The organism is uncultured Tateyamaria sp. (assembly GCF_947503045.1).
In the GTDB taxonomy this organism is placed as follows: domain Bacteria; phylum Pseudomonadota; class Alphaproteobacteria; order Rhodobacterales; family Rhodobacteraceae; genus Tateyamaria.
This window is the reverse complement of the sequence record NZ_CANNCF010000003.1, coordinates 218,062-243,228: the sequence shown is the minus strand read 5'-3', so window position 1 is coordinate 243,228 and position 25,167 is coordinate 218,062. Positions and strand designations below refer to the sequence as shown.

19 protein-coding genes are annotated in these 25,167 nt (G+C 62.4%); 8 read left to right on the top strand and 11 right to left on the bottom strand.

The window, feature by feature from the left end; genetic code table 11:
* Positions 1 to 4: 4 nt before the first annotated feature.
* From Q1A89_RS14915 to secG, 4 genes are all read right to left on the bottom strand, one after another.
* Positions 5 to 4,687 (bottom strand): hypothetical protein, encoded by a 4,683-nt coding sequence (locus Q1A89_RS14915; RefSeq protein WP_299729842.1) that lies wholly within the window; start codon positions 4,685 to 4,687, stop codon positions 5 to 7.
* Between the two features lie 14 nt (positions 4,688 to 4,701).
* Positions 4,702 to 8,781 carry a hypothetical protein gene (locus Q1A89_RS14910; RefSeq protein ID WP_299729838.1) on the bottom strand — a complete coding sequence of 1,360 codons (4,080 nt, stop codon included), beginning with the start codon at positions 8,779 to 8,781 and terminating at the stop codon, positions 4,702 to 4,704.
* A gap of 325 nt (positions 8,782 to 9,106) precedes the next feature.
* A complete protein-coding gene (locus tag Q1A89_RS14905; protein WP_299729835.1) occupies positions 9,107 to 10,750 on the bottom strand; it encodes a CTP synthase in 1,644 nt (547 codons plus the stop codon).
* 170 nt (positions 10,751 to 10,920) lie between these two features.
* The gene (secG, locus tag Q1A89_RS14900; protein ID WP_299729831.1) at positions 10,921 to 11,283 is read right to left on the bottom strand and encodes a preprotein translocase subunit SecG; all 363 of its coding nucleotides are present in this window, start codon (positions 11,281 to 11,283) and stop codon (positions 10,921 to 10,923) included.
* A 163-nt stretch (positions 11,284 to 11,446) separates the two neighbouring features.
* On the opposite strand from secG, the gene nthA reads away from it, so the two are divergent.
* The 3 genes from nthA to Q1A89_RS14885 are packed head-to-tail and all read left to right on the top strand — an operon-like array spanning position 11,447 to position 13,043.
* Entirely contained in the window at positions 11,447 to 12,064 is a 618-nt protein-coding gene (nthA, locus tag Q1A89_RS14895; protein ID WP_299729828.1) for a nitrile hydratase subunit alpha, read from the top strand.
* On the top strand, positions 12,061 to 12,735 hold the full coding sequence (nthB, locus tag Q1A89_RS14890; protein ID WP_299729825.1) for a nitrile hydratase subunit beta: 675 nt from the start codon (positions 12,061 to 12,063) through the stop codon (positions 12,733 to 12,735). Before nthA ends, nthB begins: the two co-directional genes overlap by 4 nt.
* Positions 12,732 to 13,043, top strand: a complete 312-nt coding sequence (locus Q1A89_RS14885) for a nitrile hydratase accessory protein (RefSeq protein ID WP_299729822.1) — start codon at positions 12,732 to 12,734, stop codon at positions 13,041 to 13,043. The genes nthB and Q1A89_RS14885 overlap by 4 nt, the downstream gene beginning before the upstream one ends.
* Positions 13,044 to 13,237: 194 nt before the next feature.
* On the opposite strand, the gene Q1A89_RS14880 is transcribed toward Q1A89_RS14885, so the two are convergent.
* Positions 13,238 to 13,636 carry a DUF6524 family protein gene (locus Q1A89_RS14880; protein WP_299729819.1) on the bottom strand — a complete coding sequence of 133 codons (399 nt, stop codon included), beginning with the start codon at positions 13,634 to 13,636 and terminating at the stop codon, positions 13,238 to 13,240.
* A gap of 198 nt (positions 13,637 to 13,834) precedes the next feature.
* On the opposite strand from Q1A89_RS14880, the gene Q1A89_RS14875 reads away from it, so the two are divergent.
* Genes Q1A89_RS14875 through Q1A89_RS14865 form a run of 3 tightly spaced genes read left to right on the top strand, consistent with a single transcriptional unit; the run spans position 13,835 to position 15,762 of the window.
* Positions 13,835 to 15,127 carry an adenylosuccinate synthase gene (locus Q1A89_RS14875; protein WP_299729816.1) on the top strand — a complete coding sequence of 431 codons (1,293 nt, stop codon included), beginning with the start codon at positions 13,835 to 13,837 and terminating at the stop codon, positions 15,125 to 15,127.
* Between the two features lie 9 nt (positions 15,128 to 15,136).
* Positions 15,137 to 15,352: a DUF2842 domain-containing protein gene (locus tag Q1A89_RS14870; RefSeq protein ID WP_299729813.1), complete on the top strand. Its 216-nt coding sequence runs from the start codon at positions 15,137 to 15,139 to the stop codon at positions 15,350 to 15,352.
* Positions 15,353 to 15,393: 41 nt separating this feature from the next.
* Positions 15,394 to 15,762 carry a glyoxalase superfamily protein gene (locus Q1A89_RS14865; protein ID WP_299729810.1) on the top strand — a complete coding sequence of 123 codons (369 nt, stop codon included), beginning with the start codon at positions 15,394 to 15,396 and terminating at the stop codon, positions 15,760 to 15,762.
* On the opposite strand, the gene Q1A89_RS14860 is transcribed toward Q1A89_RS14865, so the two are convergent.
* Positions 15,753 to 16,289 (bottom strand): GNAT family N-acetyltransferase, encoded by a 537-nt coding sequence (locus tag Q1A89_RS14860; RefSeq protein WP_299729807.1) that lies wholly within the window; start codon positions 16,287 to 16,289, stop codon positions 15,753 to 15,755. The two genes, Q1A89_RS14865 and Q1A89_RS14860, sit on opposite strands and share 10 nt — an antisense overlap.
* Positions 16,290 to 16,359: 70 nt before the next feature.
* Positions 16,360 to 18,840, bottom strand: a complete 2,481-nt coding sequence (locus Q1A89_RS14855) for a hypothetical protein (RefSeq protein WP_299729804.1) — start codon at positions 18,838 to 18,840, stop codon at positions 16,360 to 16,362.
* A 143-nt stretch (positions 18,841 to 18,983) separates the two neighbouring features.
* On the opposite strand from Q1A89_RS14855, the gene Q1A89_RS14850 reads away from it, so the two are divergent.
* A complete protein-coding gene (locus tag Q1A89_RS14850) occupies positions 18,984 to 19,703 on the top strand; it encodes a thiamine diphosphokinase (protein WP_299729801.1) in 720 nt (239 codons plus the stop codon).
* On the opposite strand, the gene Q1A89_RS14845 is transcribed toward Q1A89_RS14850, so the two are convergent.
* The 4 genes from Q1A89_RS14845 to Q1A89_RS14830 form a co-directional block, all read right to left on the bottom strand.
* Complete coding sequence (locus tag Q1A89_RS14845; RefSeq protein WP_299729798.1) at positions 19,621 to 20,538, bottom strand: DMT family transporter; 918 nt, start codon at positions 20,536 to 20,538, stop codon at positions 19,621 to 19,623. The two genes, Q1A89_RS14850 and Q1A89_RS14845, sit on opposite strands and share 83 nt — an antisense overlap.
* A gap of 192 nt (positions 20,539 to 20,730) precedes the next feature.
* Positions 20,731 to 22,104 (bottom strand): L-serine ammonia-lyase, encoded by a 1,374-nt coding sequence (locus Q1A89_RS14840; protein WP_299729795.1) that lies wholly within the window; start codon positions 22,102 to 22,104, stop codon positions 20,731 to 20,733.
* Positions 22,105 to 22,776 (bottom strand): glutathione S-transferase family protein, encoded by a 672-nt coding sequence (locus tag Q1A89_RS14835; RefSeq protein ID WP_299729792.1) that lies wholly within the window; start codon positions 22,774 to 22,776, stop codon positions 22,105 to 22,107. It lies immediately after the preceding gene.
* Between the two features lie 221 nt (positions 22,777 to 22,997).
* Positions 22,998 to 24,215 carry an adenylate/guanylate cyclase domain-containing protein gene (locus Q1A89_RS14830; RefSeq protein WP_299729790.1) on the bottom strand — a complete coding sequence of 406 codons (1,218 nt, stop codon included), beginning with the start codon at positions 24,213 to 24,215 and terminating at the stop codon, positions 22,998 to 23,000.
* 154 nt (positions 24,216 to 24,369) lie between these two features.
* On the opposite strand from Q1A89_RS14830, the gene rpiA reads away from it, so the two are divergent.
* Positions 24,370 to 25,158, top strand: a complete 789-nt coding sequence (gene rpiA / locus Q1A89_RS14825; protein ID WP_299729787.1) for a ribose-5-phosphate isomerase RpiA — start codon at positions 24,370 to 24,372, stop codon at positions 25,156 to 25,158.
* The last annotated feature ends 9 nt before the right edge of the window (positions 25,159 to 25,167 follow it).

Sequence of the window (25,167 nt, the reverse complement as noted above, 5' to 3'; positions counted from 1 at the left end):
CACGTTACAGATCGAGAGTGCTGGCGTAGACCAGCCGTTCTTCGATCACACGGCGCAACCGGACGCCGTCACGCACGAAGCGATCCGCGTAGTAGCGTTCGAATTCGCGCACCATCAGACGGGTGGGTCGCCCGCCTGTGTCGGGAAGGTCTGCCGTGATGGACCACAGGGGCGGGTCAATCATCGGCGTGGCAATTTGCGCCGCCATCAGGGTCCGCGCCGCTGTCGCGGACAGGCGTACATCGGCACCTGCGCGGGTTGAGATCACGCGCTCGGTTTCGGCGGCGATGGCGGCCTCGTTGAAAATGCCACCCGTGCGTCCGGGCGTGATGCTCAGCGACCCACTGCCGCCGCCCACGATGGCGCTTTGCAGGATGGCAAAGTCGGTCCAGGCCAGATCGCTGTCCATGTTTTCCGGTCGGGTCTGCACCACCAGTTCAAACCGGTTGCGCCCGGTGTCGCGGTCTTCGGGCGGGTAGAAGGGGACGCCGGTCACCGGGCTTGTCGAGAACCACGGCACGTCGGCGTCAAAGGCCACGGGGCCCAGTTGCGGTGCAGGTCCGCGCAGGGTCAGTTGCACCGATCCGTCCTGTGCGGTCAACCGCGCACGGCGGCGGGGCAGGACTTGAGCGAACTCTGCCAGGACCACCTTGGAAATCCGCGCGCTGGGCAGGGCGTTGGGCTGGTAGCGCACCAGCGCAAGCCGCACGAAGGGCATGTAGGCCGCACCCGGGTTCAGTGCGACATCGCAATACCAGAGCCTGCGCGTCGGGTCCCAATGCACGCGGTGGCCGATCACCCGGACTGCTTGTGCGTTGGGTTGTTCCTGCAGGCGCACAGATTCGTCCGTGACCGCCGCCGGGAAATCGCTGATCCGTGTGCGATCCCGTGGCGCGCCAGAGACCCAGAGCGGGTCCGCGCCCCATTGTGTGACCAGCGCCTGCCGGTCTTCGGGGATCTGTGTGAAGGGCGCGGCGTCGCCCTGAATCACAACGCCCAGCAATTCGCCGTCCCCAGACGAGAACCATGGTCGGTCCAGCCAGACCCGCAGCCCGTTGCCATAGCGCGTGCTGTCCGCGCCATAGGGAATGTCGGAGTCCTGCCAGCGGAAAGTCGGCACCACGTAAAGGACGCGCGGGTCATCCGGCGGGGCAGTGGCGGGCACGATGGTGTTGGCCGTATCGCCCAAGGGGTTGCGCAGCACTGGCGCGCCGGGATCATCCACGGCCCCGGTCACGACCCCCGGGCCCTCGGCCACGGGCCCAAGACGGGTCACAAGGTCAGGCTGGTCGTAGATCGCTGGCGGCAGGTATTCGCGAAACCGGGTCGAGGCCCGCACCCGGTAGCGGATCAGCCGGAACCGGGCGTCGCCGATCTCGTGCACATCGCCGCGCGCGCGGGGGCGGTTTGCATCATGCATCTGCGCGTTGACCGCGTTGGACAAGACAAAGTCATTGTCATGGTTTTCCGAAAGCAGGATCTCGCCCAACTGACCCTTGCGGTGCACCCGCTCGGGGCCGTCCGCATTCAGATCGTCGATCCATTCGTGCCAATCCGCCTCGATCTCGAACTTGCCGGTGGAGGGGCCGTGCAGGCGGACCGCCCGGCACTGGATGCGTGCTGAATGCCCGCCTTCTTCGCGCTGGGCCGACATCTTGATCAGTTCGGGCTGGCAGACCGGGGCTTGCGTCGCGTGCACCATGGTCAGATCGCGCCACGGGGTGATCATCCAGTGTGCGCCAAGCGCAGAGCGGCTCCAGACACTGCCTTGATTTTGCGGCGCTTCACCGGCCCAGCGCAGGATCCCGAAGGACCCCAGATGGTCGGGATCAACGAAGGAGGAATAGCGCATCCGCGCGATCCGCCCCTTGGGCAGGAACAGGGTGAGCGTGCGGTCTTCTTCGTTCCATTCGGGCGCACCGTCATCGGCAAATGCCTCGTGGCAGGGCAGGTCGGTGATATTGGCGGGCCGCTCGGCCAGCAGAATGCGAAAGCCGTCCTTGTCCGGCCAGGGTTTGGAGTAAAAGACGAGCAGCACGGATTCCGACTGGCCCCCATCCTGCAAGGTGGTGATGGCGCAATGATCGCCAAGAATCCGATCAGCACCGACCCCGGGGAGGGTATGACCGGGGGCTGCGCGGATCGCGATGCCGGCAGCGGCCACGTCCGGCAGATAGGGCGTCTGCACCTTGGGTTCGCCGTGGATCACGTATTGGCCGCCCACGATCCGTTCGCCCACGGGGTTTTCCGGGGTCGGCAGATCGGGGGGCAGGTCGGTTGTCTTGGCGATACTGTTCAGAACGGTTGGCGTAACCAACGTGACTTGCGCGCCGGGCGTGTCGTCATAAAGGGTGCCGTCCTCGCGGGCGGCGATTTCGTAACCCGTCTTGATCCGCTGCCAGTCGCTGAAATAGGGATCGAACGCGCCATGGGTTTCGCATTGCTGTTGCGAGGATTTGGGCGGCACGAGGTGGCGTTCGTTCATCGGGGCATAGTCGAAATCGGCGCTGGCGGGCAGGCCGATGGCGACCGAGATGTCGGGGGTCGAAAGATAATTATCCGCCGACACATCGAAATTCGAGCGGATCACCATGCGTTCGAGGCTTTCGCCTTCGGACAGGCGTGTGCGGCCCACCATGGCAGGCGGATCGACCGGCTCGAACCGCCAATAGCCGACGGAGTCGGTCACTTGCGCCTCTTTTTCCAACGTCGGGTCGTCAAAGCGCAGGCTGTTGCCCGCGATGTCCACCAGCCGAGCGCGGAACCGATAGCTCCAGCCAAAACGCAGCCGGGGCAGGGTGCCCTTCTGGGCGCGCCAATCGACAGCGACGTTGTTGCCGTCCACGGCCTCGGGCAATTTGTCGGTGGGTTCCTCGGCCTGCAGTTGCGTGCCTTCGATCTCGCGCGAGCGGATGTTGCGCCCCGGGCGCGGGGCAGACAGGCTCCACCCCGCCCAGCGGAACAGGGATTCGTGCACGTAATGGTCGTCAGGCTTGGCCTCGTCCGAAGAGGTGGACGCGCCCGAGACGTGGCCCTCATCGCCGGGGAAATCAAGCGGTTCGCCCTGTTTGATCAGCCGGTAGTCGCCTTCACGCGCGTGCAAGGAACGCCATGGGCCGGGTGTCGGGTCTTCGGCATGGGCGGGCGGTTCGGGCCAGACGTCGATGCGGTGGCCCTTGGTGATGTCCTCGGCGAAATAGGTGATCGCACTGCCATTGCCCGAGGTGAGTTCGGTGTTCTTGAAATCCGCCGCCTGTGTGGCCCCGGCCAGCGATGTAGCGCGTCCGTGGTGCGAAATGCCGAACCCGCGTGCGCGCAGGGCCGCAACGGGCTGTTCGTCACCGGTGGTGTAGGTCACAGCGCCGTCGATGCGGGCGGGGTTCAGGTGCTTTGCCACCAGCCGTTGGGCGGACAGGGTGAACCCGGCTGTCTTGAGGGCGGCGCCATCGGCATCGACCTGATAGACGTCAAAGGGTCCGCTTTCCTTGTTCTTTTCGCCCCAATTGTCATCGGCATGGCGCAGGCGCAACACGCCGCGTTCCATCGTGTCGCCAGCCGGGCGCGCAGCAAAGCGTTGCTTGTCATGGGTCCATGCGGTGCGCGGTGCGCTGTCATTGCTGTCGTCGTGGCCATTGCTCCACTTGACTTGCAGCGACATGACGCCTGTGGACCCGCCCGGAGCGGTCGAAAACAACCCGGCAGGCGCGCCGCGCGTGTTCACGGTAAAATCGAGCACCAGCCCAAGCGCGCGCAAAAGGTGCCCGTAATCGCCGTAAGAGGCGATGATGCGGTGAAAGTCGAAGTCGGGCACTTTGGGCGGTTCGGGAATGTTCTGGTAGGACGGGACGCGCATCTTTTTCTCGTCCCGCGTGGCGCGCGTGCGCCGGTAGAACCGGTCAGCCTGATAAAGGCTGTATTCCTCGGCGCTGGCGAACTGGTCCATCAGGACCGCGTCGGGGCGGTTGACCAGCGGCGTGCCCGGCCCGCCGGGGCGCGGGTTGTACCAATCGGGGGGAAGGGAGCGGTTTTCGACGCTGATCCGTTCGGGCGCGCCGCCGGGTGTCGAGCCTGTGACAGGGCCGGGCACGTCGGTGGTGTAGACGGATTTGCGCCCAAACACGATGCGGTTCAGGACCGGATCAACCGGGTTTTCCTCACCCAGAAACCGGTCAAATCCGGGCAGCGGGATTTCGATTTGCCGATCCCCAAGGTTGATCACTTGGGTGCGCGTGCCGAGATCCTCGAGCATGTCCTTGAGGGCCAGATCGGCCTCTTTCCACGGCAAAAGCGTGGGATGATCCCCGCCTCCGGTGGCGGCAATCTGGGCATAGTGGCGCCGCACAGCCCCGAGCACGTTGCGCACGGAGTATGATCGCCAATTGGCCTTGCTGAAATCGGGATAGACAAAGCCTGCCACTGGCGTTGCCTTGTGAAACAGCTTGGCCCAAAGGGTGCTGTCGGGTTTCGAGGTCAGTTCAAGTTCGAAGTCCTGCCCCCCGGTGGCCAGCACGAAACTTGCGCCTTGCAAGGTCGCGGGCCAGTCGAGAAATTCGGGGAAGGCCTCGAGCACCTGTTCGTTCGGGGCCTGCGGCGTAAGCCGTGGTGAAACGACGGCCGAGACCCGCAGCGCGCCATTCTCGTTGCGCCCATCGGGCAGGACCGTCCACATCAACCTTTGATCAGCCATGGTCTCGCCCTCCCTTACGCGAACGCTTCGCAGTGATCGCGCCACGCGTAGTCGGTGTTTGCATCAATGGCGGCGAGTTCATCGGCCAGCGGCACTTCGGGCTTGAACCCCATCATCTCGCGCAGGTTCGGGTCGCCATTTGACCCGGCAAACTTGCGCTCGCAGGTGATCGTGACCGAGCCGGAAAAGATGAACACGGTGATTTCGATGGTGAGCTGCGCCTTGCCCACGCATTTGCCGGACTGGAACTCATAGCGCAGTTCCAGATAGAGCTCGATCGAGGCCGAGATGATGCCCAGCACATCCACATGCCCGCCCAGCCGGAAATAGCCGGTGAGCGAGGCATCGTCCTGCTCCATCCGAAAATAGAAACCCGCCATCACCTCGACGCCGCCCGAGGCCACGCCCAGATCAATCGAGAGGCTCGCGCCGAATTCCAGTGACGCCTCGAGGATCTGAACGCCAGACGGGTCGATGGTGATGCCAAAGAAGCCGCCGCCGCCAAACATGTAGACCGTCAGCAGGAACGGCTGTTCGCGGGTGCAGAAGTTGAAGCGGACGGATAGGGGCTGGCCGATGAACGGCACGGTGAACCCGGCGCCGAGAGAGATGTTCTGGATGTTGAGAACACCGCAGGTGATGCCGGGCAGGGCGATGTCAAACCCTGCATCGATGCCTTGCGGCGTGATGTCGAGGTAGGGTGGGTCCGAAAACCCGTCCAGCGGGATCAGGTCACGCAGGGTTTCGACAAAAGACAATGGGCCGACAAATTTGATGTCGTTGAACAGCACATCGACGTCCGTCTTGGCCTTGCTGTCGATGGAGAATTCGATCTTCTCGAACATCAATTCGAGGAATCCCGCCTCACCGATCAACACCAGATCGAAATTCTTGAGCCCGCAGATGACCGAGATTTTCGGCGCACTTGACCCGTTCTTTTTTACCTTGGCCTCGACCGCGACCGAAAAGCCGCGCTTGTCATTCACACGGAAGATCGGGTCGGTACTGGGCCAGGACGAGATTTCGGGGTTCCAGTCAAAGCGGATCGTCAATTCATCGCCAAAGAGCCCCGCGATGGTCGAGACAAAGCCAAGCACCTCTTGTGTGGCCTCAAGCACATCCACGATCTGTTGCCGCGCGGCCCCGTCCAGCAGGTCAAGCCCGTTGATCGTGTCGGTGAAGGGCCCAAGGGCGTTGTTGACGTCATCGACCTTGCTTTGAAAGACGGTGGCATCCTCAAACAGGCTGCCAAGGGCGGCAGGGTCGCCGACAATGGCGCTGAGCGCGTCAAACAGGGTCTGGCCCTGAGAGATCAGCGTTGGCAGATCGGCAATGTCGTTCAGCACTGCCTCGAGCTTTTGGCAGATCGTCAGACCTTGCTGGCGGAAGCCTGCGGGCAGCGACTGCCCGCCAATCTGGGCGTTGAGGGCGGTGCGTACTTCTGCAAGCGCGCTTTGTGCCTGCGCGATCGTGGTGGGCAGGCCGGGCAGAGACGGGGCAGGCAGGCCCGCGTCCAGCACGGTGCCGATGGCGCTCTGCAGTTCGCTCGCGACGGCATCAATGCCACTGACCAGATCCTGCGCCTTGCTGACGATGTCGGCCTGCTGGGCCGGTGTCAGGGCCGCCGCCTGCGCAATCGCATCCGTGAGCCCGGCACGGAACACGACGATGGCCGCATCGGCAATGCCTGCCGGACCCGAGGCGATGTTGGATATGATGCCATAGGCCCGGATCAGCGTGTTGATGAAATTCTCGATCTCGTTGCCGGATTCCTGTTGGAATTTCGGTATCTTTTCCTGATTGTCATCCAGGTCGGACACCAGATCGATGATCGCACCCAGCGGGATGCAGCCAAAGATCAGCGGCAAGGGCAGGGCACCGATGCTGTCGGTCTTGGGAAATCCGGCGGCCTCGGGCACAGTGCCGTTGATATATAGCGGCACATCCGACGTGATTGGCCCGCCGATCCGCGAGAGGGCCTTGGGCACCATATTGGGCTGCACGAACCCGCCCGAGCGATCCCCTTGGGCCGAGAAATCCATCTGGGCGGGACTCGCGCTTTGATCGATATCGACAAACACCTCGCCCTTCTGGGCCAGCCCGACCTTGAGATAGGTTTGGTTCCAGGTCAGCTTGCTTGGCTCATTTGAGCCGGTCAGGTGCGACACGGCCCCGATCCGCGCGTCCACCGAGGTCACAACTGGGGTCCAGATCGGTTGCAACAGCTTTTCACTGGCCGCCTCGAGCGGCGCATTGCCCGGATCGGCAAAGCCGCCAAAGCGCATCTGTTCGACCTGCACTGACGTATCGCCGGTCTTTTTGCTGGTGGCGAGCGCGACCTGCTGCAGTTTCAGCGCGGCGGTGTTGCGCGCAGGCTGTGCGTCATAAGCTTGCGCGGCGCTGGCGGCGTTTTGCGCGGCGGTGATGTAGTGGATCGGGTCGTCATCCGGGTTGCCGGGTGCAGCGACCGTGTTGTCCATGAAAATGATCGGCAGATCAAAGGCGATGCGCCGCCCGTCCAGATCGGTTGCGACCCATTGAAAGCGGAACGGCTCGTTCGCCACCATGGGCCAGAACATCGTCTGACCCCGCCCGGGTTGTGCCTCGGAACCGGCGGGGGGATCGAGCGGCGGGGTGAGATCGGTCAAAAGCTCCACGCGGGAAAACGGGAACTGCAGGGCAAGGCTGCTGTCGCCATCCTTGAGGGCCGCATTGTCATAGACCCGTTCCCGCTCGCGCCGGGCGATGAAATACTGTTTGCGCAGGTAGGCGCGGTTTTGTGGCGCTTGAAGATCGCTGTTGGTGCCGCCGAGGCCATTGTGGAACTTGCGCTCCGTGACCTCGATCAGCGCCATACGGTGCCCGAAAGGAAAGGCGCCACCCTTGAACACCACACGCACATAGTGGTCGCGTGCCATCGAGGCGCGGTGCACCCATTCCTCGACCGAAAGGCCTTGCGGCACCTCCCACGCGCCCCGGCTGTCAAGCCAGCCGCCCAGCGACGACAGCATCATCTGGTTGGTGTCGATGGGTTCGGGGCGGTAGCCGGTGATGCTCCAGTTGGAGGACAGATGCGCGATCTGCAGCCGCGCGAAATCCGACATCGCATTGCGAAATGGTGCGGTTGGCGGTTCGGTTTCAGGCACGATGTCCATGGAATTGTAGGTCGGCCGCATGGTCGAGGCCGATCCCTCGCCGGTCTTGGCCCAGACTGCGCGGATGGTGCGGTTTGTGTCCCGGTTGGGCGGTTCGATCACGTCGCCATTGCCCTTGGGGGCGACCAGCCGCGAATGCCACAGCTCGGTTGTGCCTGCGGGCGACGTTTGCGGCGTGCTCGCATGGCGCCACCGCTCGCCTGTGTGGGGCGAGACGATCAGCCGCCATGGCATCTCGATGGATGTGGTTGTGGAATTGGGGTTCGAGGGGCGCGTCGGACGGGTCAGGACCCGCGTGGGCGAGATCGTAAAGCGGGGCGGAAGTTGTTCGCTTGCCACGAGCCCGGTGCCCGCCCCGATCTGGCGCAGGCGCAAGGTGGCCTCATCCGCGCCCAGAACAAGGCTGCGCGCGGCAAAACCCGACAGGGCCGCCCGCTGGGCCGGTGTCATCCGGCCAATCTCGCGCCGGTCAAACAGTTGCCCCAACTCGAGCGCGGGGCGGAAGCGGGTCTGGCGCGGCTTGGCGGCCGAGGACACTTTCATCGTCAGGGTCTGGACCGCATCGAGCACCCCTTCGAGGGTCCAGGGGATGGTGGTGCCCGATGGCACGCGAAAGACCAGACGAGATTCATCCGCAATACGCGCCCGCACGGGCGGGGCGTCAGGCGTCTCACTGGCGCTGAGCGCATTGGCATCGACAAAGCCGGGCGGCGCCGCCTGATAAAACGCCTGTTCGGTGATCGATTGCGGCGGAAAGTGCAGGATCAGGTAACCGGTGCCGCGACCGGTCTTTTTCAGCATCGGTGGATTGCCGGGTTCGATGGTCAGGCTGCGCAACTCGATGCGCAATGCCAGCAGGTCCAAAGCGCGCACAACCGGCGTGCCCGAGCGACTGGACTCAAAGATGTTGAACACGTGATCAACCGGAACTGGGATCAAAATGCCCGGCCTCAAAATGGTGTTTGTTATCGTCCTCGTCAAATTCGTGGACCCGGGCCGACGCCGCAGCGTTCGTCTGGCCATACTTCCCCCCAAACCGCGGCATAAAAATTCTACCGCTGAGGTTTACGTTAGGTCAGTTTGCACAATAATGCCACTACGTGGGGTTGCATCGGCTAATTTTGGCCGAAACAGATTGCGACATGGGAAGGTGATTTTGGCGGTCAGGATGCAGACGAAGCGGCGCGATCAAAGCGCCGAAAATCTCTATTAGTATTGCGTTCTCAAAGGCTTACGGTTCAGTCGGATTCGACTGTACCGCGCCTCAGACCAACCGCGACACTTCTTTCGCTGCGCGTACGAAGTCCTCGAACAAGGGGTGCGGCGCGAAAGGTTTGGATTTCAGTTCGGGGTGGAACTGCACTCCGATGAACCACGGATGATCGGGCCATTCCACGATCTCGGGCAGGCGGCCATCGGGCGACATGCCGGAGAATTTGAGGCCCGCCTTTTCCAGTTGCTCACGGTATTTGATGTCCACCTCGTAGCGGTGGCGGTGGCGTTCGTCGATATTGGTGGTGCCATAAGCGGTCGCCACGCGGCTGTCGGCGCTCAGTACGGCATCGTATGCGCCCAGACGCATGGTACCGCCCTTGTCGTCACCGACCTTGCGTTCGACCTTGTGATTGCCCTGCACCCACTCTTTGAGGTGATAGACCACAGGTTCAAATCGCTTTTTCCCGGCCTCATGGTCAAATTCTTCGGACCCTGCCGCCTTGAGGCCCGCGACATTGCGCGCCGCTTCGATCACCGCCATCTGCATGCCGAGGCAGATGCCAAGATAGGGCACTTTGCGGGTGCGCGCGAACTCGGCGGCCTTGATCTTGCCTTCTGTGCCGCGCTCGCCAAATCCGCCGGGGACAAGAATGGCATGGAAGCCGCCAAGATGGGGGGCGGGGTCTTCGGTGTCGAAAAGTTCGGCGTCGACCCACTCGACCTTGACCCGCACGCGGTTGGCCATGCCGCCATGGGTCAGCGCCTCGGCAATGGATTTATAGGCATCCTCAAGTTGTGTGTACTTGCCGACGATAGCGACATTCACGACCCCTTCGGCGTTGTGAATGCGGTCGCTGACGTCTTCCCATTTGGTGAGGTCCGGCTTGGGGGCAGGGCTGATCTGGAACGCGTCGAGCACGGCCTGATCCATGCCCTCGCGGTGATAGGCCAGCGGGGCGTCATAGATTGTGCCGAGGTCCTGCGCTGCGATCACGGATTCGGGGCGCACGTTGCAGAACAGGGCGAGTTTTTCGCGTTCCTTGACCGGAATTGGCCCTTCGGAGCGGCAGACGAGAATGTCGGGCGCGATGCCGATGGAGCGCAGCTCCTTGACCGAGTGCTGGGTGGGCTTGGTTTTCAACTCTCCGCTTGCCTTGATGAACGGCAGCAGCGTCAGATGCATAAAGATGCATTGGCCGCGCGGCTTGTCCTGCGAAAACTGACGAATGGCTTCGAAAAATGGCAGGCCTTCAATGTCGCCGACGGTGCCGCCAATCTCGCAGAGCATGAAATCGACCTCGTCATCGCCGATCTCGATGAACTCTTTGATTTCATTGGTCACATGCGGGATCACCTGGATGGTCTTGCCGAGGTAGTCGCCGCGCCGTTCCTTTTCGAGCACGTTGGAATAGATGCGACCCGACGAGACAGAGTCGGTCTTGCGCGCAGCCACGCCGGTAAAACGTTCGTAATGCCCCAGATCAAGGTCGGTTTCTGCGCCATCGTCGGTGACGAACACTTCGCCATGTTCAAAGGGCGACATCGTGCCGGGATCGACGTTCAGATAGGGGTCAAGTTTGCGCAGCCGCACCGAGAACCCACGCGCCTGCAGCAAGGCGCCGAGGGCCGCCGACGCCAACCCCTTGCCAAGCGATGACACAACGCCGCCGGTGATGAAAATATAGCGCGCCATATAGTGGAGTCCCCCCGTGGTTCGTCTTTGGCAAAAGGCCATTTGCGGGAGGCTCGAAAAAGCATTCCCCACGGGACCTCAGTATAACAGGATTCGTTTTGCAGGGGCAAGGCGCGCGCAACATGATGTTGCAAGTGCGCGCAAAGCCTCAAGATTTCGTTGGTATGTGCTTAATCCGCGCTTGGGACCAGCGGTGCGTTGTCATCTGCGGACGGGGGCAGCAGGTCGCCTCCGGGTGGCACCAGATCGTCGGCGGGTGTGTTCTGCGCAGGCGGAGTGATGCCCAGCTGGTCGATGACGGACGTGCCGGCCGCTTTTTGCGCGGCGATGATCGTCAACGTGATCGATGTGATTATAAAGCAGATCGCCAGAACCCAGGTCACCTTGCCCAATGCGGTGGCCGCGGGCCGTCCGGCCGTTGCGCCGCCGCCGCCGCCCATGCCCAGACCGCCCCCTTCAGAGCGCTGCATCAGCACCACGGCGATCAGGCCGAGGGCGAGGAACAGGTGGACGATGAGAACGACATTTTCCATGGACGGGGATGAGACCTTTGCTGCGCGATGGGCGGTATGTATGCAGAAACGCTTTGACCCGCAAGCCGCCTTTCGTGGCAATTTGGAACAGCTGTGACATCGCTGGCATCACGGGGTGATCTGGGGGGTGGATTTCCGGGTGCAGGTCCCGCAAAGTTGCGCCATGCCCCATGACCATTCCGATCACGACCATCCTCACAGTCTTTTGCCACCGGACCCCGCCCTGCGGGTCAAAGCGCTCGAGACGATCCTGACGCAGAAAGGGCTGGTGGACGCCGCCGCCCTTGATGAGATCATCGACACCTATGAAAACCGTATCGGCCCGCGCAACGGCGCGCAGGTGGTGGCGCGGGCGTGGGCTGATCCCGAATTCAAGGCTGCATTGCTCGCCGACGCCGACCCGGTGCTGGCCGAGCTGGGCTTTTATGGCCGTCAGGGCGAACACATGGTTGTCGTCGAAAACACCGATGCGGTGCACAACATGGTCGTCTGCACCTTGTGTTCCTGCTATCCGTGGCCGCTGCTTGGCATTCCGCCGGGCTGGTATAAATCGGACGCCTACCGCGCCCGCGCCGTGCGTGAGCCACGCAAGGTGCTGGCCGACTTTGGCGTGACCCTGCCCGCAGACTGCGCTGTGCGCGTTTGGGATTCGACAGCCGAGGTGCGCTATCTCGTGCTGCCGCAACGCCCCGTGGGAACGGAAGGATTGGACGAGGCAGCGCTGATGGACCTCGTCAGCCGCGATTCGATGATCGGCTGCGGATTGGCGGGTCCTCAATGACCCGGGTGCATGATATGGGCGGGCGGTTTGGCGACGGAGCGGTCGTGCCTGAACCCGAGGACGTCAAGTTTCACGCTGACTGGCATCCGCGCGCCTTGGCGCTGACGCTGGCCTGCGGGTCGCTGGGTCTGTGGAACATCGACGTCTCGCGCCATGCACGCGAGCGGTTGGCCCCCAAGGATTACGCCCGTTTTGTCTATTACGAGAAATGGATCGCGGCCCTTGCCGATCTGCTGGTCGAGACCGGCGCGCTGAGCGCGGATGAACTGGCCAAGGGGGAGGGGAGCGGGGAAAGCCCGCTGGCGGCCAAGCGGTTGGCGGCGGATGCGGTGGCGGGCGTGCTGGCCAAGGGCGGGCCTGCGGACCGGTCCAGCAATATCACCCCGCGTTTTGCGGTCGGAGATGCGGTGCGCCTGCGGTCCTTGCCGGAAAACACGATTGTTGACGGCGGTCACACGCGTCTGCCCGCCTACGCTGCAGGTGCTACAGGCCGGATCGTGCGGATGCACGGCACCCATGTGTTGCCCGACAGCAATGCGCACCGGCTGGGTGAAGCGCCCGAGCCGCTTTATGCGGTGGGCATTCGCGCCGTTGACCTTTGGGCGCATCCCGAACATCCGAATGACGAGGTGATCCTCGATCTGTGGGACAGCTATCTGGACGCGCTATGAGGCCGGAACCTGCATTCGAGGCCCCGTGGCACGCACAACTCTTTGCTTTGACCGTCCATCTGAACGAGACGGGGGTTTTTGCCTGGCCGGACTGGGCGACGCGGTTCGGCGCGACGCTGAAACGGCGCGGGCTGGAAAAGGACCTCAATGGCGGCGACGATTATTTCGAGGCGTGGCTTGAAACGCTCGAGGCGTTGCTGACTGAGACGGGGGCCACCGAAGCTGCGGCCCTCGCCGAGATGCGGGCGGCTTGGAAGGCGGCCTATCTGCGCACGCCACATGGTCAACCGGTGACGATCAAGGCGTGAGGCGACAAGATAGCAAGAGGCCAGCGCCCCGTGCTTCATCTAGTTGTACGGACTTCCGAAACTCTGAACCTTTACGACCAACATTCGTTTCTAAATCCTACCGAATGGTCGAAAACCAATACCACACACATGCATTACGCAGGCGGCGATGTGCCTCTGATCGTCGGGTCCTGACAACAGGTGTGTACGAGGAACTATTCGTCCACGTCATCCATGTCGGCCTGACCGGACAGATAGCGGCGCACATGGCTCCAACTGAGGCCGACGCCCAGCACGATGGACAGGGCAATCAAACCGAGCCACGTGTTGAACCCGGGATTGTCCAGATCGACAATACCCAGATCGTAAAGCACCCACAGGATCGCGCCCACCAGCGCCAGCACCAACAGCATCCCGAACGGCCCGATCGAGCGCAGCGTGGCGCGCAGGTAGATGATGTAGCCCACCGTCATCAGCAGCCCCACCAGTACCGCGATGGACAGGTTTGCCGCCCCGTGATCCAGCACCCAGCGGACATAGTTGAACTCGGTCGGGTTATAGGTTGCGGCCAGAAGGACAAAGGCAAAGAGCCAGCGCCAGAAAAAACCCGTCATGATATGCGTCCTTCGTCCCGTTTTGCTGCGTGATGCCGTGAATTGGGTGAAATCTCAACCGGGCGAAGGCGTGGGCCGCGGTTTTTTCGCCTGCGCGGCGCAGATAGCGGTTTGCCTTGCGCGGGTGCATCGCTATAGGTGCGCGGGTTTGGTCGCACCCCGGCAGGTGCGCGGATTTGGATTAAAAGGGGCAGGTTCATGGCCAATGTGGTGGTTGTCGGCGCGCAATGGGGCGACGAGGGCAAGGGCAAGATCGTTGACTGGCTGAGCGAGCGGGCGGATGTGATCGCGCGCTTTCAGGGCGGGCACAATGCGGGCCACACGCTGGTCATCGACGGCGAAGTCTACAAGCTGCATGCGCTGCCTTCGGGTGTGGTGCGCGGCGGCAAGCTGTCCGTGATCGGCAACGGCGTGGTGCTGGACCCCTGGCACCTGATCAAGGAGATCGGGACGATCCGCGCCCAGGGCATCGAGATCACGCCCGAAACGCTGATGATTGCCGAAAACACGCCGCTGATCCTGCCGATCCACGGCGAGTTGGACCGCGCACGCGAGGCGCAGAATTCTGTGGCCAAGATCGGCACCACCGGGCGCGGCATCGGACCGGCTTATGAGGACAAGGTGGGCCGCCGCGTGGTGCGCGTGGCCGATCTGGCGGATCCGGCGACGCTGGAACTGCGGGTGGATCGCGCGCTGGTGCATCACGACGCGCTGCGCCGGGGCCTGGGTCTGGAACCTGTGGACCGCGATGCGTTGCTGGCGGCACTGAACGAAGTTGCACCCGCGATCCTCGCCTATGCAGCCCCTGTCTGGAAGGTGATGAACGAGGCGCGCAAATCGGGCAAGCGTATCCTGTTTGAAGGGGCGCAAGGCGCACTGCTCGACATTGATTTTGGCACCTATCCCTTTGTGACCTCATCCAACGTAATCGCCGGGCAAGCGGCCACGGGTGTCGGTGTCGGCCCCGGCGCCATCGATTTCGTGCTTGGCATCGTCAAGGCCTATACCACCCGCGTGGGCGAGGGCCCGTTCCCGAGCGAGTTGTTTGATGCAGACGGCGACCGGCTGGGCGAGCGCGGCCATGAATTCGGGACCACCACCGGGCGCAAGCGGCGCTGCGGATGGTTTGATGCCTGTCTTGTGCGTCAGACCTGCGCGACCAGCGGTGTGAATGGCATTTCACTGACCAAGCTGGATGTGCTGGACGGATTCGAGACGTTGAAAATCTGCGTGGGCTATGAACTCGATGGCAAACAGCTGGATTACCTGCCCACCGCGGCGGACCAGCAATCGCGCTGCACACCGATCTACGAGGAAATGCCCGGCTGGCCGGAATCGACCGAAGGCGCGCGCAGCTGGGCGGAATTGCCCGCCAATGCGATCAAATATGTCCGCCGGGTCGAAGAGTTGATCGACTGCCCCGTTGCCCTACTTTCCACCTCACCCGAGCGGGAAGACACGATCCTTGTCCGCGACCCCTTTGCCGACTGAGGAGGCCTGATGGCCCTGCGCTACAAGACCCGGAAATGGCTGGCCCTGCTGATCCTGATCGTGGGCCTGCCGCTATATATCATCGTGGCGGTGAACCTTGTGGCGCTGCTGGAACGCCCCTCGATCCTGGTCGAATTGCTGATCTATGTCGGGCTCGGCATCATCTGGGCCATTCCGCTGAAATTCGTGTTCAAGGGCATCGGACAGCCGGACCCGGACGCCTGATTCTCATGCTATCCTTGCGCTGACAACGCAAGGAGAACAGCATGCAGGTGGACCCACCCATCCCGATCTGGCGCAGCTTTGACGAGGCCAAGGCGCGCGAATTCTATATTGATTTTCTTGGCTTCGAGGTCGTGTTCGAACACAGGTTTGGACCTGACGCGCCGCTTTATATGGGCGTGCGGCTGGGCAACTGCGAATTGCACCTGTCAGAGCATTTTGGCGATGCCAGCCCCGGCGGGTCGATGCGGATCGGGGTCGAGGATGTGCATGCGCTATGTGCTGCGCTGAACGCCAAATCCTATCGCCACGCGCGTCCCGGTGTGCAGGAGCAACCGTGGGGGATGGACGATATGTCGATTTCTGATCCGTTCGGGAATAAGTTGATCTTTTGCACGGATCGTCAGGACTGACGGGCGCGCCAGACGTCGCGTTCAACCACGTAGCAGCGCCAGATCCCGGTCTTGTCGCCGATATCGCGCGCCGCTTCCTCGACAAAGCGCGCACCGATCTTGAGGGTCGCTTTTTGCGAGCGGATGTTGGTCGGGTCGACGTGCAGCCAGACCTGATCCATGTGATCAAAGGCGTGATCGAGCATCAGCGTTTTCATCTCGCGATTCGTGGTGCCGCCCCAAAAGGCGCGGGTGAGAAAGGTGAAACCGATGCCATAGGCGCCCGGCGCCTCGGGGGTTGGGTAGTAGCGCGAGCAGCCGATGACCTTGCCGCTGGACCGCTCGGCGACAATCAATGTGCCGCCCGCGTTCAGCAACATCTCGAAATAGGGCGCGAAGACTTCGGCTTTGTGGCGATCACTGGAAGGGTGCCCCGCCCAGATGCCCGGGTCGCTGGCCGCATCCCCAAGGGCAGCAGCGTCATCGCGCTGCAGCGGGCGCAGGTGCAGCGTCGGTCCCGTCAGTGTGGGTTGGTCGGGAAAGCTCATGGCAGTTACATTCATGAAAAAAGGCGCCCCGACAAGGGCGCCTCTTTGTTGTTCAATATGGTGGGTCGGTTCAGCCCGCTTCGCGTTGCTCTGGGCGGTAGCCGATGTCGCCGGTCACAGCAAAGCGACCACCGGAGATCTTTTCGATCTTGCCCGCGCGCAGCAGCTGGCCAAAGGAGCGCAGGCCGTCTTCGCGGCTGAAGTCCTCTTTTTCGACCTGGCGCACTTTCTTCATCAGCTGGGGGCGCGAGAACTGGTCGCGACCCTCGACAAAGCTGAGATAGCTTGCCGCCGCTTCGAGCAGGGCGGGCAGGTCATGCGCGCCGAGTTCAGCGACATAGTCGGCAAAGCTCTCGTCGCCCTTGGTGTCCTGTGTCGTGGCCTCTTGCGGGGTTTCGACACGGCGGGGGCGCACGGGGCCTTTGGGGGCTGAGTCAACGTCAACGCGCTGTTCGGCCACCAGCTTGAGCGGTGCGGGGCGTGCGTTTTCGGGACGGTCGCCGCGGCTTCCGCTCACTTCGGGGCGACGTGGCTTGACCACCTCGGCCAGATCCGAGCGGAATGCGCCCTCGTCTTTGATCGAGTCGTTGCCGATGTCGGCATCTGCCTTTTTGGCTTTGACGGCGGCCTTGAGATGGGCAAAAGCGTCGCGACGGTTTGACCCTTCGGGCTCTTCCATCTGGTTTTCGGCCTCGGCCATCAGGCGCGACACGTCATCGTCCTTCAGCTCTTGTGCCTTGGGCTGAGCTTCAAAGGCTGCGACGTCTTCAACGGCCTCTTCGGAGGTGTCATCGTCCGCTTCGATCTCGTCAGTTGCTTCGGCTGGTGCCTCCGCTTCTGCTGCGATCTCTTCTTCCTCGTCGGCTGGCGCTTCTTCGGCTTCTGCGGCGACCTCTTCGGCGTCTTGTGCCGCGTCGGTGTCGTCCTCATCACTGTCAGCCATCACGTCGTCCGCATCGCTGTCGGCCACTTGCTCGGCTTCACCGTCCATTTCGACCGGTTCGGACTGTGCGTCCTCTTCGCCCGGGAACTCGGCCTCGACCTGTGCCAGTTCGGCCAGCAACTCGGCTTCTTCCTGATCAGACAGCGAGGTTGGGCCTGCGTCGTCCTGATCGTCGGTGTCGACCTCTTCCAGCTGACCGCTGGCAAGGGCGGCGTCGATGTCCGCGCGTTTGACCTTGATCACGCGGGCACGGCGGGGTGCTTCGGGTGCGGCCTCTGCCTCAACTTCGGCGTCATCTTCGGCCTCGGCGTCGTCAAAGAGGTTTTCGCCCGTATCAGCCATTTCGGCGTCGCCTTCATCGGCGGCCATGAACTCGGCAAGGGTATCCGGACCCATGTCGTCCTCGGCAACGTCGGACGCATTTGCGTCGTCGCTTTCTGCCTCGGACTGGCTTGCCGCCTCTGCGGCCGCATCGGCGTCGAAACGGGCAAGGATGGCGGCGACATCGTCGTCTTCGCCTTCGGCTGCGCCGTCTTCTGCGCTTGCTTCGTCGTCGATCTTGAACGCCTCTTCGATGTCGCGTGCGGCGTCGGCCACAACGTCCTCGGACGCGTCTTCAGCTTCTGCGTCGTCGGTGATCGAAGTGGCAGAGACACTGGGCGCCATGTCTTCGGCGTGCTCGTCTTCGAACAGTTCGTCCTCGGCGGCGTCTTTCTGGCCTTGCGAAACAACGGCGCGGATGCGCTGCAATTTGGCGGCAATACTGTCAGCAGGTGTGACTCGGGCAGTGGGGGCCACGTCTTCGGCGACGGCATCCTCGGCGATGGCATCTTCTTCGCTGTGGTTCGCCATGGCGTCCATGTCGTCCTGGCTGGCGGCAAAGAAGGCTTCGGCTTCGGACGGGGTGTCCTCTTCCTCTACGTCCACTTCAGCTTCAGCTTCTGCCTCGACAGCTTCGTCTTCGGCTTCAGCCTCCGCGGTTTCGTCTTCGGCGTCAGCGGATGTGTCCTCATTGCTGGCTTCGATGACGTCTTCGTCTTCGATTGCCTCGTCTTCGGCGACGACCTCTTCGACGGCAACGTCTTCGGCAATGACCTCGACGGGGGCGTCTTCTGCAGCGTCTTCGGCTGCGACGTCCTCTGTGGTGTCTTCAGCGTGCGTCTCGTCGGTGACCTCTGCCGCAGCTTCGCTTTCGGTGGGCTCGGCCACGGGTGCGTCCTCAGCCTCGGCTGCGGCAACATCCTCTGCAACCAAGTCCTCTTCCGCGACCTCTTCGGGCGCGGCAGTGACCTCGGCCAACTGGGCTGCGGCCACAACGGCGGCTGGGGCTGCGGCGGCAAGGGCGTCGCTGGGTTGCGGGTCCGACGCGCTCAGCACGATGCGGCCCTCATGTTCACGGGCTTGCACGCGGCGCGAAATCTCGCGTTCAGCGATGCGGGTCAGCATTTCTGCGTCCGGTTGGGGCGGTTCGGCCCCGAAATAGCGGTCATCAGCGGCCAGATCGCGGAAATATTCCGCAATTGCCTTCATCGTACCGAAATTGTCTTCAAAACCTTCCAACGTACAGGAAAATGTACCGTAGGAGACCGTCAGAATTTTGTTATTCATTGTCATAGGATGCTCGTCCTCTGCCTGTCTGCGGAGGTGTCATAGGCTGCAATACCGGACCAAAGCGGCCCGAATCTGTGCCGAGGAGGGTATCATTTCGTGGCGACATTGTGATCTGTTTCCAGAAATTGCATTAAAAAGCGATGAAACGGACAATTGTTTACAGTTCTGACCCGGTGACCCTTCTTGGCGGCGGGGCTGCATTAACCAAGGATGTCGCCGAGGCGCTGGCCCTGGCTCCGACCTGTGTTGCAGCGGATGGCGGGGCGGAGCTTGCGCGCGTGGCGGGTGTCCCGCTTGAGGCGCTGATCGGGGATTTTGACAGCGTGGCTGCCGATACGCTGGCCCTGACCCCGCCCGAGCGGCGTCACCATATCACCGAGCAGGACAGCACGGATTTCGACAAGGCGCTGCGCCATATCGAGGCGCCGGTCGTTGTTTGCGTTGGGTTTCTGGGCAAGCGGCTGGATCATCAGTTGGGTGCGCTCAATGTGCTGGTAGGACGCCCTGATCGGGCGTGCGTTCTGTTGGGAGAGAGCGAGATCGCGTTTTTGTGCCCGCCCCAGTTGCAGGTCGACACCGCGCGCGATGACATCGTGTCATTGTTTCCACTGGGGGATTGCGCGGGTACGTCCACCGGTCTGCGTTGGTCTATTGACGGTTTGAAGTTTCATCCTTTGCATCAGACCAGTACGCTGAACGCTGCCGAAGGACCGATCGCATTAACCATGGATCGACCGGCGATGATCGTGATGCTGCCGCGCGCCTATCTGGGTGAGATCACGCAGGCGCTGGCGCGCGCGCCGCAAGACGCGCGATGGCCCGCTCGCGCAGAACGATATAGAGACCAGACGCAATCGTGATGCAGATGCCGACCGCCGCCAGCCCGTTTGGCAGGTCGGAAAACACGAGGAAGCCGATGATCGTGGCGACCGGAATTTCGAGGTACTGCATCGGCGCCAGCGTGGCCGAGGGCGCAAAGCGCAGTGACCATGTCATCAGCAGATGTGCCATTGTCCCAAGGATGCCGATGGCCATCAAGAGCGAGGCCTCGTTTCCGTTCACGGCAATAAAGTTCAGAGGGGCGATCCCTGCATCACGCGCCAGCCAAAGAATGGGTCCGAGGATCGCGACCGCCATCACACCGCTCACAGCCTGAAGCCCGATCGGGTCGGTGTCCTTGGCAATTTGCCGTGTGACCAGCATGAAGATGGCAAAGTTCACCGCAACCAAAAGGGGCAGCAGGGCAGGCCAGCCGACTTCGACAAAGCTGGGCTGCACCACCAGAAGCGTGCCGACAAAACCGACGATACAGGCAATCAGGCGACGGCTGCCCACCTCTTCGCCCAGCACATATTTGCCGAGCAGCAGCATCAGGAATGGCATGATGAAGGCGATGGCGACCGCATCCGCCAGGGGCAGGTATTGCAGGGCGGTGAACATACCGCCAATCCCGACGATGTGCAGCACCGTGCGAAAGGCGGTCAGCCGCAGCACCCGCCCGCTCATTTTCCACGCGCGCCGTCCGAACCAGACCAGCGGAATCAGGATCAGGGCCTGAATGGCAAAGCGCACGAACAGCAACTCGCCCAGTGGCACGGACTGGCCCAGCAGTTTGGCCACGGCGTCCCCCATCGGGGCCACAATGCAAAATCCCAGCATCAGAAGGATGCCGAGAAGGGGACGGTCCTGGCTCATGCGCGGCACCCTAACAGCGGCTTCGGGCGTGGCAATGCTGCAATTGCAGCGTTCGTGACGCGTATTGGCGTCAGTTGGTCGGTGAGTGGCTCTGTTTCGCTGCGCGAAAGGCGCCCACCCGCCGACCCTTGGGCAGCTTTGGCGTATTATGGATCAACGGTGTGGCTGGTTGTGTTGCGGTGCAAAGCAACCTTAGCAATTTGGTATGTTCACCGCCAAACCGCCAAGGCTTGTCTCTTTGTATTTCTCGCTCATATCCGCACCGGTCTGACGCATGGTTTCGATGCAGGCGTCGAGCGGAACCAGATGCGTGCCGTCGCCGCGCAAGGCAAGGCTGGCGGCGCTGACCGCCTTGATCGCGCCAAGACCGTTGCGTTCGATGCAAGGGACCTGCACGAGGCCCTTGACCGGATCACAGGTCATGCCGAGGTGGTGTTCCAGCGCGATTTCGGCGGCGTTCTCGATCTGCTCGGGGCTGCCGCCCATCACGGCGCAGAGGCCCGCGGCGGCCATGGCAGCGGCACTGCCGACCTCGGCCTGACAACCTGCTTCGGCTCCGGAGATCGAGGCGTTGAACTTGACCAACCCGCCAATGGCGGCGGCCGTCAGCAAAAAGTCCTCGATATGGGCCTCACTCGCGCCGGGGACATGATCGAGATAGTAGCGCAAGGTCGCGGGCAGCACGCCTGCCGCTCCGTTTGTGGGGGCGGTGACGACCTGCCCCCCGGCTGCGTTTTCCTCGTTCACGGCCATGGCATAGACCGCCATCCAGTCGTTGATCGTGTGCGGCGCGTTCAGGTTCATGCCGCGCTCGGCCTGCAGCTTGTCGTGGATGTCCTTGGCGCGGCGGCGCACGTTCAGACCGCCGGGCAGGACGCCGTCCGTGGTCAGGCCGCGTTCGACGCAGTTGTTCATCACCTGCCAAAGGCGCTGCGTGCCCGCGCTAAGGGATTCCGGCGTGCCGCGCGACACTTCGTTGGCGCGTTTCATGGCGGCGATGGATTTGCCGGACGCCCTGGCCATGTCGAGCATTTCGGCGGCGGACTTGAAGGGGAAGGGGACGGGCGCGCCCTCGTCGGTGTCCTTGCCTGCGGCGAGTTCCTCTTCGGTCATCACAAAGCCGCCGCCGATGGAATAAAACACCTGCCGCAGGATCACGTCGCCCTGCGCGTCCGTTGCCATCAGGATCATGCCGTTGGCGTGCCCGGTCAGTTGCGTGTCGTAGTCAAAAGCGAGGTCAACCTTGGGATCAAAGCGCAGCGGGGGCAGGCCCTCGGGGTGGAGGGTGTGGTCCTTGGCCAGCGCGGCCAGAGTCTCTTCGGCGCGGTCGTGATCATAGGTGTCGGGCTTGAACCCGGCGAGGCCCAGAATGGTGGCGCGGTCGGTTGCATGGCCCACGCCGGTAAAGGCCAGCGAGCCGTGCAACGAGGCGCGGACACCGGCGAATTTGAACGGCGAGGCGCGCATCATATCGAGAAACCGCGCAGCCGCCATCATCGGCCCCATCGTGTGGGACGAGGACGGGCCAATGCCCACCTTGAACATGTCGAATACGGAAAGGAACATTTAGGTGGCGGATCCTTCTGGCGGGGTCGCGGGCCGGGGGGCAGAGAAGGGGGTGGCCCCCAACCCTTCGGCGGCGATGGCGCGGTGAACGGGCTCTGTCTGCTCCATCAGGAGTGCAAAGTCCATCAGCCGCGGGTGATCGGACAGATCGAACCACGCAGGACCGCCATAGATCGCACACCAACGCAGCATCGGGGCGAGATAGCAGGACATGGCACTGATCGGCCCTTCAAGCCAAGCGACGTCCTGCGCCTGTTCGAGCAGGCCCAGCATATGGGTGATCTGCGCGCGCGCAGGGGTGCGGATATCTTCGATGTCACCTTTGGTATAGATGTGTGGATAGAACATGATCCGCAGCATTGGGTGCAGCGTGTTGCCGAGCCAAACCAGCCATTTGAGGGCGGCGGCACGCTCCGACCCTGCCTTGGGCATTAGTTTCCCGTGCTGTTCCGAGAGGTAAAGCAAGATGGCCGTTGTTTCGAACATCGCACCGTCGGGCGTTTCCAGCGCGGGGATCAGACCATTGGGGTTCAGGGCAAGATAGGCGGGGCTGGATTGGGCCTGTTTGCTGCGATCGACCAGCCTCGTTCGATACGGGACCCCCTGATGTTCCAGCGCAAGCCGGATCACCAGAGAGGCATTGTCGGGGGCGTAATGCAGCACGTAACTCATGGGCCAGAAATAGCGCAGCCACGCCGGTAGCCATGGTCGATATACGACCCATTGCGATGAATTTTGAGCATGCTTAACGCGGTCTTAACCAAACGGACGCTTCAATGGCGGCAGGAGGAGCTGCCAAATGCGACTGCTGATAATCTTTCTATCCGTCTGTGCCTGTCTCATGCCCTGGCGCATGGCGCTGGCAGGGGATCTGCTGCTGGATCAAGCGGCCATCATGTCAGGGGATAGGACGCAAGGGTCATAGGGGCACCAAAACCGCGCAGGCTGTGCTGACCCAGATTGGTTGACGGGGCAGGGCAGATTGCGGCGAAGTTTGCCGTGGCGATCAACGGCGTGCCGAGCGTGCGCGTCATGCCCTCGCAGCGGCTGGCCAGACCGACGGCGGGGCCGGTTGCGGTGAAATCAAGGCGCCGGGCGGTGCCGACATTGCCATAGATCACCGTGCCCACGTGCAGCCCGATGCCAAACTGCAAGGCGGGCAGGCCGTCGCTGCTGCGGGCCCGGTTGGCGTGATCTGCGCGCGCGAACGCCTCTTGTGCGCTGGCAAGGGCGGCGGCGCACATGTTGGCGCGGGGGCGTTTGGTGTCGTCAAACGGAAAGATAGCCAGCACCCCGTCGCCTATAAATTTCAGCACTTCGCCGCCATGTTCGTCGATAGCCGTGGCCACGCAGTCGAAATAGGCGTTCACCGTGTCGAGGTAGGCCGCACTGTCCAGCGTTTGTGACAGGGTGACCGACCCGCGCAGGTCAGAATAGAGGATGGCGCAGTCGATCATTTGCCCGTCGCCGCGCTCGACCTGTCCGTCCAGCACCTGCTGGCCGCTGATTTTGCCAAGATATGTTTCGAGGATTTCTCTGGCGACAAAACGGTCGATGTCCGCACGCAGGCAGACACACAATGCAGGCAGGACACGTTCCAACCCCTCCAGGTCCGCTTGGGTGAAACCTGAAAATCGCTTGGTTGCGAATGCAATTGAGGCGCCGCGAAACTGGTCGGAAATACGCTCATACAGATGATGTGTGCGCCCAAAACTTCTGCTGTATGCGGCGTAGTACGTCATGCCGCGAGCGGCGAGTTGCTCAAACAAGGGAAAGCGGGCAATCTCATCCGGGTCACGCAGATCGGCAAAAAGGCGATCCATCTTGCCTCTGGACAGTTCGCCAAAGGGTGAATCGAATAACTCCAGACTATTGCGTACGACCTGACGCGGCACCGTCTGGGTGCTGACTTGCCCGGTCTCCTGTTCCCATTGCACATCCAGCAATCCGATCGTGGGATGCAGGATCGAGCGGCCTATGCTGATCCGTGCCACCGGCACCCCCCCTTCGACGAGGCGTCTGCCGAAGGTCTCGACAATACTGGTGAGCGGGTTTTCATCCAGCGCTTCTTGCATCAGCCAGTCAATGATATTGTCAAACAGGTCGGCCACGTCGCAAATGCTCTTGATTCAAAGTGTTGGTGTTATCTGTTTCGCAGATTGAGCCAATTGTCACTCACCTTGCGCCATATGCGCGCGCCTTTGGGGTCGCAACACTGCGGGCCTGCCTCTATAACGCCCAGACCACGCCGAGGAGTCGCATATCATGTCCGGAGAATTGTCCCCCATCGACAAGGCCAAATTCGTCGCCGCCAAGCGGGCGGCTGATTATGTGGAGGACGGGATGCGCGTCGGGCTTGGCACCGGCAGCACGGCCGCATGGCTGGTGCGCTGTCTGGGCGAGCAGGTGCGCGAGGGTGGTTTACGCTTCAAGGGTGTGCCAACCTCGACCCGCACCGCCGATCTGGCCCGCGAAGTGGGGATCGAAGTGATCAGCCTTGATGAGGCCAAGTGGCTCGACATCACCATCGACGGGGCGGACGAATTTGATGGTGATCTGAACCTGATCAAGGGCGGGGGCGGGGCGCTCTTGCAGGAAAAGATCGTGGCGACCGCCTCTGATCAAATGGTGGTGATCGCCGATATCGGCAAAGAGGTCGAGCATCTGGGCGCCTTCCCGCTGCCGATCGAAGTGATCCCTTTTGGCTGGCAGACCACGCAAGCCCTTGTAGAAGAAACACTTATTTCCATGGACGTGCTGGGTCGCCAGTCGTCTTTGCGGATGAATGGCGAGCGTCCGTTCATCACGGATGAGGGCAATTACATCCTCGATCTGCACCTGCAACGCATCGGCAACCCGCGCCAGTTGGCTTTGGTCATCAACCAGATGCCGGGCGTGGTTGAAAACGGGTTGTTCATAGATATCTGTGACGTCGTCGTGGTCGGCTACGGAGACGGGCGCGTCGAAATACGTGACATCAACGAAGGCACAGTTGAGCAGGACCGCCTTGATTTCCTCGAGACGGACAACCTGTTCACGGATCTTGCAGAATAAGGACCAATC

What these genes read in the sequence shown, in the direction of transcription:
- Q1A89_RS14840 (WP_299729795.1), bottom strand. Translation starts at nt 22,104, where the DNA reads ATGTTCCTTTCCGTATTCGACATGTTCAAGGTGGGCATTGGCCCGTCC.
- Q1A89_RS14905 (WP_299729835.1), bottom strand. Translation starts at nt 10,750, where the DNA reads ATGGCGCGCTATATTTTCATCACCGGCGGCGTTGTGTCATCGCTTGGC.
- Q1A89_RS14885 (WP_299729822.1), top strand. Translation starts at nt 12,732, where the DNA reads ATGAGGCCGGAACCTGCATTCGAGGCCCCGTGGCACGCACAACTCTTT.
- nthA (WP_299729828.1), top strand. Translation starts at nt 11,447, where the DNA reads ATGCCCCATGACCATTCCGATCACGACCATCCTCACAGTCTTTTGCCA.
- Q1A89_RS14870 (WP_299729813.1), top strand. Translation starts at nt 15,137, where the DNA reads ATGGCCCTGCGCTACAAGACCCGGAAATGGCTGGCCCTGCTGATCCTG.
- Q1A89_RS14845 (WP_299729798.1), bottom strand. Translation starts at nt 20,538, where the DNA reads ATGAGCCAGGACCGTCCCCTTCTCGGCATCCTTCTGATGCTGGGATTT.
- Q1A89_RS14880 (WP_299729819.1), bottom strand. Translation starts at nt 13,636, where the DNA reads ATGACGGGTTTTTTCTGGCGCTGGCTCTTTGCCTTTGTCCTTCTGGCC.
- secG (WP_299729831.1), bottom strand. Translation starts at nt 11,283, where the DNA reads ATGGAAAATGTCGTTCTCATCGTCCACCTGTTCCTCGCCCTCGGCCTG.
- Q1A89_RS14850 (WP_299729801.1), top strand. Translation starts at nt 18,984, where the DNA reads ATGAAACGGACAATTGTTTACAGTTCTGACCCGGTGACCCTTCTTGGC.
- rpiA (WP_299729787.1), top strand. Translation starts at nt 24,370, where the DNA reads ATGTCCGGAGAATTGTCCCCCATCGACAAGGCCAAATTCGTCGCCGCC.
- Q1A89_RS14875 (WP_299729816.1), top strand. Translation starts at nt 13,835, where the DNA reads ATGGCCAATGTGGTGGTTGTCGGCGCGCAATGGGGCGACGAGGGCAAG.
- Q1A89_RS14915 (WP_299729842.1), bottom strand. Translation starts at nt 4,687, where the DNA reads ATGGCTGATCAAAGGTTGATGTGGACGGTCCTGCCCGATGGGCGCAAC.
- nthB (WP_299729825.1), top strand. Translation starts at nt 12,061, where the DNA reads ATGACCCGGGTGCATGATATGGGCGGGCGGTTTGGCGACGGAGCGGTC.
- Q1A89_RS14835 (WP_299729792.1), bottom strand. Translation starts at nt 22,776, where the DNA reads ATGAGTTACGTGCTGCATTACGCCCCCGACAATGCCTCTCTGGTGATC.
- Q1A89_RS14855 (WP_299729804.1), bottom strand. Translation starts at nt 18,840, where the DNA reads ATGAATAACAAAATTCTGACGGTCTCCTACGGTACATTTTCCTGTACG.
- Q1A89_RS14860 (WP_299729807.1), bottom strand. Translation starts at nt 16,289, where the DNA reads ATGAGCTTTCCCGACCAACCCACACTGACGGGACCGACGCTGCACCTG.
- Q1A89_RS14865 (WP_299729810.1), top strand. Translation starts at nt 15,394, where the DNA reads ATGCAGGTGGACCCACCCATCCCGATCTGGCGCAGCTTTGACGAGGCC.